Origin of the sequence: Thermococcus sp., assembly GCF_027012695.1 — an archaeon.
Taxonomy (GTDB): Archaea; Methanobacteriota_B; Thermococci; order Thermococcales; family Thermococcaceae; genus Thermococcus.
Genome location: NZ_JALUYR010000076.1, coordinates 1 through 7842, shown reverse-complemented (window position 1 = coordinate 7842; position 7842 = coordinate 1). Strand labels below are relative to the sequence as shown.

Here is a 7842-nt window from a genome sequence, read left to right as displayed (position 1 = left end):
AACACCCTTGTTAAGCTTACCGAAAGCCTGGAACCTCTTTGGGCCCTTAAGCTCCAGAGGAATGCCTACATCGAACACCTGATTCCTTCCAATGATGGAGTTCTCCTCCTTGGAGGCCTTCTGGCCAAGCTTGACGGTAACGGAACCCTGCTCTGGACAAAGAACCTGAGCGTTGAGGACGCAGAACCCCTGCCCAATGGAGATACCGTACTCCTGACGGACAACGTTGTGGGGCTTATAAGCCGGAACGGGAGAATCCTCTGGGCCACCAAAATCCTCCCGAACGGAACCAATAAGCGAACCCCCGGGGTTGAGGTACGCTTCGTCGCTCCGCTTAGAGAGGCCATTCTGGTCGTTGGAACCATCACTCTTCCAGACGATCCGAGGTCCCATCTCTTCCTCGGGGCCCTCTCGCTGAACGGAAGTCTCCTCTGGGCCAAGGCCATCAACACAAGCTACTATGACTCTCCCGATACTGCCGTGTCCATGGAAAACGGTGCCCTCGTTGCTGGGGTCTACGGCGGTGGAAGTGATGCACCGTGGATAGCGGACTACTTTGCCCTGAAAGTTTCACCAGACGGAAAAATCGAGTGGTTTAACTCCTACATGTGTCCAAAAGGAGAAAACTGGGACGCATTCTGGACGTTGAGAATACGGGGCGCCTTCTGTACCGGAGAAGTTTGCGCCTTCGACACAACTACGGGAACTTTCATCATAAACTCTGAAGGGGAACCTCTGGAGTACCTCAACGTTTCCGGGAAGGTCGTAGGAATAATGAACGACTCCCTGGTCTTGCTCTCCAATGGAACGATACTCACCGTCCCACTCAGACAAAATGGGGAAACGGAGAAGTGCTACGCTCTAAGAATCCATTTTAGGGACGGGCCTGTTGATGTAAGGGCCGTTCCAGCGGAGTTCAAGGCACCTGACCTTCATCTGAACATTATAAAACTGGGGGAAAGGAGTGAGCCAAAAAAGGAAGATGAAAAACTCGACAACCTTCAGGAGACGGAACCGAAGGGGAAGAACTACTACGGTATTGCCCTTATTTCCCTCGCACTTGTCGGGATTGCTCTGATGGTATTCAGAAAGACGAAACGATGAGCAAAGGCCGGAACAAAAAGTATATCAACCACGCGATGACCAGATACCAACAGGTGCCAACATGACCATCGAAGCGGTCATCAGCGAAGTCCTTCAGAGAATCAGGCCAAGTGAAGAGGAGAGGGCCTTCGTTGTGGAACTGATGGAGGAACTCAAAGGGCTGGCGGAAGAAACCATCGAAAGCTCGGGCCTCGACGTTAAGCCCCACTTCGTCGGCTCCCTCGCGAAGGACACTTACCTGGCTGGAGACCACGACGTTGACCTCTTCCTTGCTTTTCCTTTGGAGACGCCCCTCGAAGAGCTTCGGAAGAAAGGATTAGAGCTCGGAAAGGTCATTGCCAAAAAGCTCGACTCCTATGAGATTGCCTACGCCGAGCACCCCTATGTCAGGGCAAAATACAGGGGAGTGAGCGTTGATTTGGTTCCCTGCTACGACGTGAAGGACTGGAAGGACGTTAGAACGGCGGTGGACCGCTCGATACTCCACACCCGATGGGTCATTGAGAACATTAAAGGAAGAAACGACGAGGTTAGGCTCCTCAAGCGCTTTCTGAAGGGAATCAAAGCCTACGGCAGTGAGATTTACATCAGGGGTTTTTCTGGTTACCTGGCGGAGATTCTGGTCATCAAATACGGCTCGTTCTTGGGAGTATTGAAGAACGCGGACTTCATGCTGAGGCAGAAGATAATAGACCCCGGAAACTGGCTCAAGCGCGAGTATGAGCTCGCCATGAAAACCGTTAAAAGAGAAACCGGGGAGGACAGGCCGCTCATAGTAATAGACCCCGTAGACCCGAGGAGGAACGTTGCTGCAAACCTGAGCTGGGAGAAGTACGGGCGATTCTACTTCAAGGCCCACCAGTTCCTGGAGGGGCCATCCCTCAGCTTTTTCTTCCCGGAGGAGAAAGCCGGGGGGAACTACCTCGAAGAGCTGAGGAGAAAGGGAACCCACATGGTGACGCTACTCTTTGAGAAGCCTAACCTGGTTGATGACGTGCTCATGCCCCAGCTTGAGAGGAGCGCCCGGGGGTTCGAGAGGGCTCTTCAGAGGGAGGGTTTCAGGGTTCTTGACTGGAACGTCGGGCATTTCAGGGGAAAGGCCTTCATAATGCTCGAGGTGGACAGGCTTGAGCGCGAGAAGGTCAGGATAAAACCCGGCCCGGAGTTCTTCACCGAGAGGGGCTGGGACTTCTACAGGAAAAATGAGAGGGTCTGGCTGAAAGGCAAGAGGCTCTACGCCGAGAAGAGAGTTAAGGAAGGGATCGTCGATGTGATATCAGAACTCCTGTCCAAGAACCAGGTGGCCCTCGGGAAAACCCTCAGGGAGCACATTGGGGGTGCGGACGTACTCCTAGATTATGTTCCCGAAGAGCTGGAGAAGGAGGCCTACCTCTTCCTTAGCAGAGAAAAGGGTGGCCTGAAATAGCAGGAGGTACATCTTCCTCTTGCTCTTAAAAAGGCGTTTTTCGGCCTCCTCAAGAATACGGAGCAACTTCAGGCACTCCTTCCCGTCCAAAGCATTCCAGATGAGTTCCAGCAGACAGCCACTTTCAACTCTATCACGCTTCTTTTTGTTGCCCTCCAATCCGCACCCCCCATAAAAATGTTACACAAACTAGAGGATAGGTAAAGTTCATCCGAAAGTTCCAGTTTTAAGCATTATGGTACGAAAGGTAGTGATTATGAGGGCTAAAAGTTCGTGAATGCACCCAGCCTAATCTCTGTGCTCACACCACTCCTCGTTGTCCCAGCGGCCGTGGGCCTCGCCCGGAATGTGCCCCGTGTCGGCAACGGCCCACTCAAGGTTGTAAGGCTCGATGAGGGAGCGGAGCTCGCCCCTCAGGTCGCGCTTTCCGACGTAGAGAGCCGCCCTCGTGACGACGTTGTAGCCGCTGTGGGGGATCTGAGGTTCGAGGGCCTCCTTCCAGGCCTTCTCGGTTGTCTCCCATCCCTCAAGGCCTTCCATTGAGCCAAGGTTCCAGGTGTGGTAGAGGTTCTCGAAGTTGAGGAGTCTGAGATAGGCCTCGATGAAGAGACTCTGAAGTTCGTGTCCGTCGAAGTGCTCCATCATCTCGATAAGGGCCTTTGCTATTACAGAAACGTTGCCGAAGGAAACGCGCGTGTCCAGGTTCTCCCAGAAGCGCGGACAGGAGTGGTTGGCGAGCAGCATGAGGTAGTAATCCCTTCCGAGCCTCAGCGCTTTCCTATTCCCATTGACCGGTTCTAAGACGTAGTCGAGCGAGGTCTCCATCCCGAAGTAGTCGTAGTAATCCCCGAAGAAGACCCTCGCGTAGCGGACGAGGAACTCTTCCACCCCAGATGATTCAACACCAAGCTCCGCCAGACCCTTCAGCACGCCCAGTCTGACAGCCCTGTTAAGCTCGGTGAAGAGCCGCGTGAAGGCGACCTTCCAGAGCTGGGAGATTCTTCTACCGAAGGCTTTCCTCGCGAAGACCTTTCCGTCGGCCCTGCGGTAGCCAAGCCACCTCGAATCGCTCGTCTTGCCGTCGAGGCTTAAATCAAAGTAGTCGCTCCAGGAGGAGTAATCCTTAACGCCCATCTCAAAGGAGCACTCACCGTCGAGTCGCTTAAACTCTCCTGAGAGCTTTTTACCGACAAATCCCATCGCCGAAACGCGCTCAACGCCCTTCTTTTCAAGGCCTTCCATCCACGCCGTAAAGCGGTCGAGCTGTCTTGGATTTCCGAGGAGGCTCTCAAGATCGCTGGAGGTGAAGAGCAGGTATGGAACGCCGAGGTTCTCCTTATAGTCGTCGCGGTGGGAAAGGGTGGCTGAGACAAGCCCCGGAACGTCGAGGGTGTTGAAGGCGAAGGCATCACTTAAAGACCACTCCCTTCCGAATACGAAGGAGTTTCCATAGCGGTTGCAGGAGTGCTTCGCCTGGGGCAAGTCGTAGAGGAGTCCCCTCTCGTCCAGGAGGAAGACGAGCCTTCTGTCCGTGGAAGATTCAACTATCGAGGCACTCTCCCGCGTTATCACGGCCTCCGGGAGCCAGTAGCCGAGGATGTCTTTTCCGTCGACCAGCGGGGAGTAGAAGTCAAAGGAGACTTTGGCAAGAACCCTCTGCTCGAACCCGTCGAGGTGGGGGACTATCGGGTGGAAGGGCGTAGTTGGAACGGCGTCGAACCGCTGGAGGAGTCCAACGGCATCCCCGAAGGCCTTTCTGTGATAGCGGAGAAGCATGAGGAATGTGAAAGGCTCGATGTCGATGCTGACTCCTTTCATCCGGGAAAGGGTATTGGAGATGTGCTCGTAGGAGTAGAGCATCGCCCTCGTCCAGTTCTTGCCCCTGACCTCTTCACCCCGGATTTTAACTGACACGGGACTTTTCCTCTCCTCGTATTCTATGGGCTTCGAGCCGTCCCCGTCGCGAAGGTAAACGATGTCCCCGGGCTGGTATGCGTGAAAGTGATGGGCGTGCTTCATGAACATGGTCTCACCGTGGGTGATACATCACCCTTCCTTATCACGGTTTTGCCAGGAAATCTGGGCATTTTTACACATAACTGCCCGATAGGTTAATAAAGGTGAGTATTGAAATCCCGCCGGTGAGAGGATGGATCGTGCTTTCAGGGAGATACTGGGGAATGAGCTGGCCAACTATCTGGAGCTCATGAGGGCCAAGATGGCCTTCGCCGAGGAGCTTTACGGGATTAAGATAAACTACGTTCCCCTGATAACGGAGGGCGAGATAGTAGTCCTTGACAAGAACGACGGAAAAATCAAGTGGCTCAAAACGAAGAGACCGCTCACCGTTGAGGAGTTCAAGGTCCTGGCAGATAAAATAAAGGAGAACCTGGAGAGCGGTTACGTGGAGATGCTCCTGGCCATGAACATGAGCTGCGTAAACGGGCCGGGCGAGTGAGAAATCTTATAAACCCGCGGCCATACCACCGCCGATGAACCGGGCGGAGGCAGTTCTCCTCGGAATAACGGCCATCTGGGGATTTACGTTTCCCGCGATGAAGGTTAGCCTCGACTACGTCCCTCCGATGCTGTTCCTTGCCTACCGCTTCGGCATAGCGTCTCTCCTCATGCTCATCATTTTCCGCCGCAAAGTGCTGAGTAGCGAAGCATTGAAGGAGGGCTTCATCCTGGGGCTGACGCTCTTCTTTGGCCACGGCTTTCAGATAGTCGGCCTGAAGTACACCACCGCCTCCAACTCGGCCTTCATAACGTCCCTCTACGTCGTCTTTACTCCCTTCATAGCGTACCTCCTTCTGGGAGAGAGGATCGAAGCCAGCGACGTTGTATCATTGCTCATAGCCCTCACCGGCCTCTACCTGATCTCGGGGGGGAGCGTGAACCTTAACCGTGGTGATCTTTTAACCGTGCTCTGTGCCCTCAGTTTTGCATTTCAGATAGTCCTTGTTGAGAAGTTCGGCGAAAAGGACTACGTCGGTCTGGCATTCTGGCAGATAATGTGGAACTTTATACTCTCCCTCGGGTTTGCCCTTCTTCTCGAGCCACTCGTTGTTCCCCGGGATCCCCTGCCCTGGATCGGAATAATTTACACTTCAGTATTCGCAACCTTCATAGCGTTTACCCTCCAGATTAAATACCAGCGATACACAAGGGCCCACAGGGCCGCGCTGATATACTCCTCCGAACCGATATTTAGCCACATAGCATCGTTCCTAACGCTCGGAGAGGTCATGAAACCCCGCGGATACCTCGGGGCGTTTCTCATCCTGGCAGGAATATGGAACGAGATACGGAAAACTAACGAAAAGGTAATAAAAACCTCCGACAATAATTAAACCGGAGGTGGTGAATATGGTGCACGAGTACGTTAAGGACAAAACCAAAGAGTTCTCGAAAGAGGAGAAGGAGAAGCGCTACAAGTACCTTGGAAAAGAGGTCATAGACGTCGGTGACCCCGGACTGGACAGCATTCCAGAGTTCTACGGCATAGCCAACGCCATATGGCGCGACTGGAAGAACGGGGAGATAGACACGAAGACTGCCCTAAGGCGTCTGGCACTCCTCAAGCTGCTCACCTACAAGAGCAAGAACAAGAAGATAGCCGACATTCCTGAGGAAGATCTCGAAGAGGTCAGAAAGTTCATAGACTACGTCAGACAGGTCATAAAGAACGAGAGCAGAAGGAAGGGTGAACCTGAGGAGATGAGGAAGGAGGACAACGCTTAAATCTCTTCCGCTAATTCTTTCCGCCCTCCTCGCTCACCGCTCACGGGGGCGGTCGGGGAGGGCACATCCCATAGAAAACCCTTAATAGTGTTTCCTCCTACGATCGGTGGAGGGCGATGAAGCGGCGCGTAGAAAGGATCACGATAGAGAACTTCAGGGGAATATCACACCTAGAGCTGACGGACTTCGCCAGAATCAACATATTCATTGGAAAGAACGGCGTTGGAAAAAGCACAGTTCTTGAGGCAATATACCTGAACACCACGTGGGGTGGAAGGGACCTTCTGAGGAGGCACCCAATAAAAACGATTCTGTTTAGGAGGGGATTGAACCCATACATAAGGAAACAACTTGGAGAAGAGGACCCTATGGTCTATGTTTCATACTTCTTCAGGGAACCCAACGAGCCAATCACAATAAGCTCGAACATTACAACCTCAGAATTAAAACTCTGGAACTCCCCTACACTCGATAGATACGTTTCAGAAGAGACCGAGCAGAGATTCGTAATCATGGCCAATTACGGTGGACCCGTCGTGGAGATTGAACCTGTTGAATACGGAGAGTACACCAGGTACGTACTCAAGTGGCCGAGGTACTATTCCCCCTCCCGCAAACGCTCAATTCTCCTCGATGACAACACCTTCAGAACTCCCTACTATGGCACCTCATCCATATCAGAGATCATCATAAAGCTCGAAGAGGTTTCATCGGTTGATGTAGAGGATCTCAAGGCTTTTCTCGAAAAAATACTGAGAAGTCCAATCAAAAAGGTATCGAGGAAAGTCGCAGAGATTGTCCTACTCACGGAGAACGAAGAGAAAGTCCCAATGTCCCTGCTTGGGGATGGAATAAAGACCGCAATGGGCTACTATTACGCGCTGAACACAGAAAAGCCCATAATAGTTCTTCTGGAGGAGCCCGAAAATCACCTCCATCCAGGTCTCATGAAAATCGTCGCAGAGGAAATAGCAAAAACTGAATCGCAGGTGTTCATAACGACCCACAGCTTAGAGTTTCTTGAATATCTGCTCGACAGCTGCTCAAAGCTGAGTTCAGACTCGGATGTCAAGGTCTTCAGGTTCAAATCAATCGAGAACGGCGTTCCAGACGTCGAAGTTTACAGCGGTTCCGAGGCCAACGTTGCAATAAACTCCATAGGGGTAGACCTGAGATGAGGATAGTGTTCACGGAAGGACCACTCGACGTTCTCCTCTTGAGGTCAATCCTTGTCAAGATGTTTAGACTGGAGGATGCAACCCGCTCAGAAGATGCCTCATTAATCAGGAGGCATTTCAGGAATCTCCTTATAAGACTCCAAGCGGATGGAATCATACGGATAGTCAGAAAATCCAACGGGGAAACCATCGTGATAGTGAGCGTGGAGGGCAAGGACAACTTTCCGGAGATTGTATCCGCCACAAGACCGCTCCGGCGCATTGCGGAAGAAACCAACGAAGATCTGAAAGGCATAATACTCGTTGGGGACAGGGACGCTTCAGAGATACTAAAAGAACTAGTGAATCCCGATGGGGATATTCCAATTCTTGCCCTGGTTTACGGGGGAT

At 52.5% G+C, this 7842-nt stretch carries 9 protein-coding genes; 7 read left to right on the top strand and 2 right to left on the bottom strand.

What is annotated here, in order from left to right:
* Positions 1-1104: hypothetical protein (locus MV985_RS06255; protein ID WP_297464436.1), on the top strand; the 1104-nt coding region annotated here is incomplete at its 5' end.
* Positions 1105-1165: 61 nt separating this feature from the next.
* Positions 1166-2530 (top strand): CCA tRNA nucleotidyltransferase, encoded by a 1365-nt coding sequence (gene cca / locus MV985_RS06250; RefSeq protein WP_297464433.1) that lies wholly within the window; start codon positions 1166-1168, stop codon positions 2528-2530.
* On the opposite strand, the gene MV985_RS06245 is transcribed toward cca, so the two are convergent.
* Both MV985_RS06245 and MV985_RS06240 read right to left on the bottom strand, forming a co-directional pair.
* A complete protein-coding gene (locus tag MV985_RS06245; protein ID WP_297464431.1) occupies positions 2456-2689 on the bottom strand; it encodes a hypothetical protein in 234 nt (77 codons plus the stop codon). The genes cca and MV985_RS06245 overlap by 75 nt on opposite strands.
* A gap of 129 nt (positions 2690-2818) precedes the next feature.
* The gene (locus MV985_RS06240; protein ID WP_297464429.1) at positions 2819-4555 is read right to left on the bottom strand and encodes a glycoside hydrolase; all 1737 of its coding nucleotides are present in this window, start codon (positions 4553-4555) and stop codon (positions 2819-2821) included.
* A gap of 124 nt (positions 4556-4679) precedes the next feature.
* Between MV985_RS06240 and MV985_RS06235 the strand changes: the two genes are divergently transcribed.
* The 5 genes from MV985_RS06235 to MV985_RS06215 form a co-directional block, all read left to right on the top strand.
* Positions 4680-4988: a hypothetical protein gene (locus tag MV985_RS06235; RefSeq protein WP_297464428.1), complete on the top strand. Its 309-nt coding sequence runs from the start codon at positions 4680-4682 to the stop codon at positions 4986-4988.
* Between the two features lie 34 nt (positions 4989-5022).
* Positions 5023-5883, top strand: a complete 861-nt coding sequence (locus MV985_RS06230) for a DMT family transporter (protein WP_297464426.1) — start codon at positions 5023-5025, stop codon at positions 5881-5883.
* A 16-nt stretch (positions 5884-5899) separates the two neighbouring features.
* A complete protein-coding gene (locus MV985_RS06225) occupies positions 5900-6274 on the top strand; it encodes a hypothetical protein (protein WP_297464438.1) in 375 nt (124 codons plus the stop codon).
* Between the two features lie 116 nt (positions 6275-6390).
* Positions 6391-7452: an AAA family ATPase gene (locus MV985_RS06220; RefSeq protein WP_297464423.1), complete on the top strand. Its 1062-nt coding sequence runs from the start codon at positions 6391-6393 to the stop codon at positions 7450-7452.
* Positions 7449-7842, top strand: a 394-nt coding sequence (locus tag MV985_RS06215; protein WP_297464421.1) for a hypothetical protein, incomplete at its 3' end; no start/stop codon positions are given. The genes MV985_RS06220 and MV985_RS06215, both read left to right, overlap by 4 nt.

Excerpts from the sequence above, each read along its gene's own strand:
- cca (WP_297464433.1), top strand. The coding sequence starts at position 1,166 with ATGACCATCGAAGCGGTCATCAGCGAAGTCCTTCAGAGAATCAGGCCA.
- MV985_RS06240 (WP_297464429.1), bottom strand. The coding sequence starts at position 4,555 with ATGTTCATGAAGCACGCCCATCACTTTCACGCATACCAGCCCGGGGAC.
- MV985_RS06235 (WP_297464428.1), top strand. The coding sequence starts at position 4,680 with ATGGATCGTGCTTTCAGGGAGATACTGGGGAATGAGCTGGCCAACTAT.
- MV985_RS06230 (WP_297464426.1), top strand. The coding sequence starts at position 5,023 with ATGAACCGGGCGGAGGCAGTTCTCCTCGGAATAACGGCCATCTGGGGA.
- MV985_RS06225 (WP_297464438.1), top strand. The coding sequence starts at position 5,900 with ATGGTGCACGAGTACGTTAAGGACAAAACCAAAGAGTTCTCGAAAGAG.
- MV985_RS06220 (WP_297464423.1), top strand. The coding sequence starts at position 6,391 with ATGAAGCGGCGCGTAGAAAGGATCACGATAGAGAACTTCAGGGGAATA.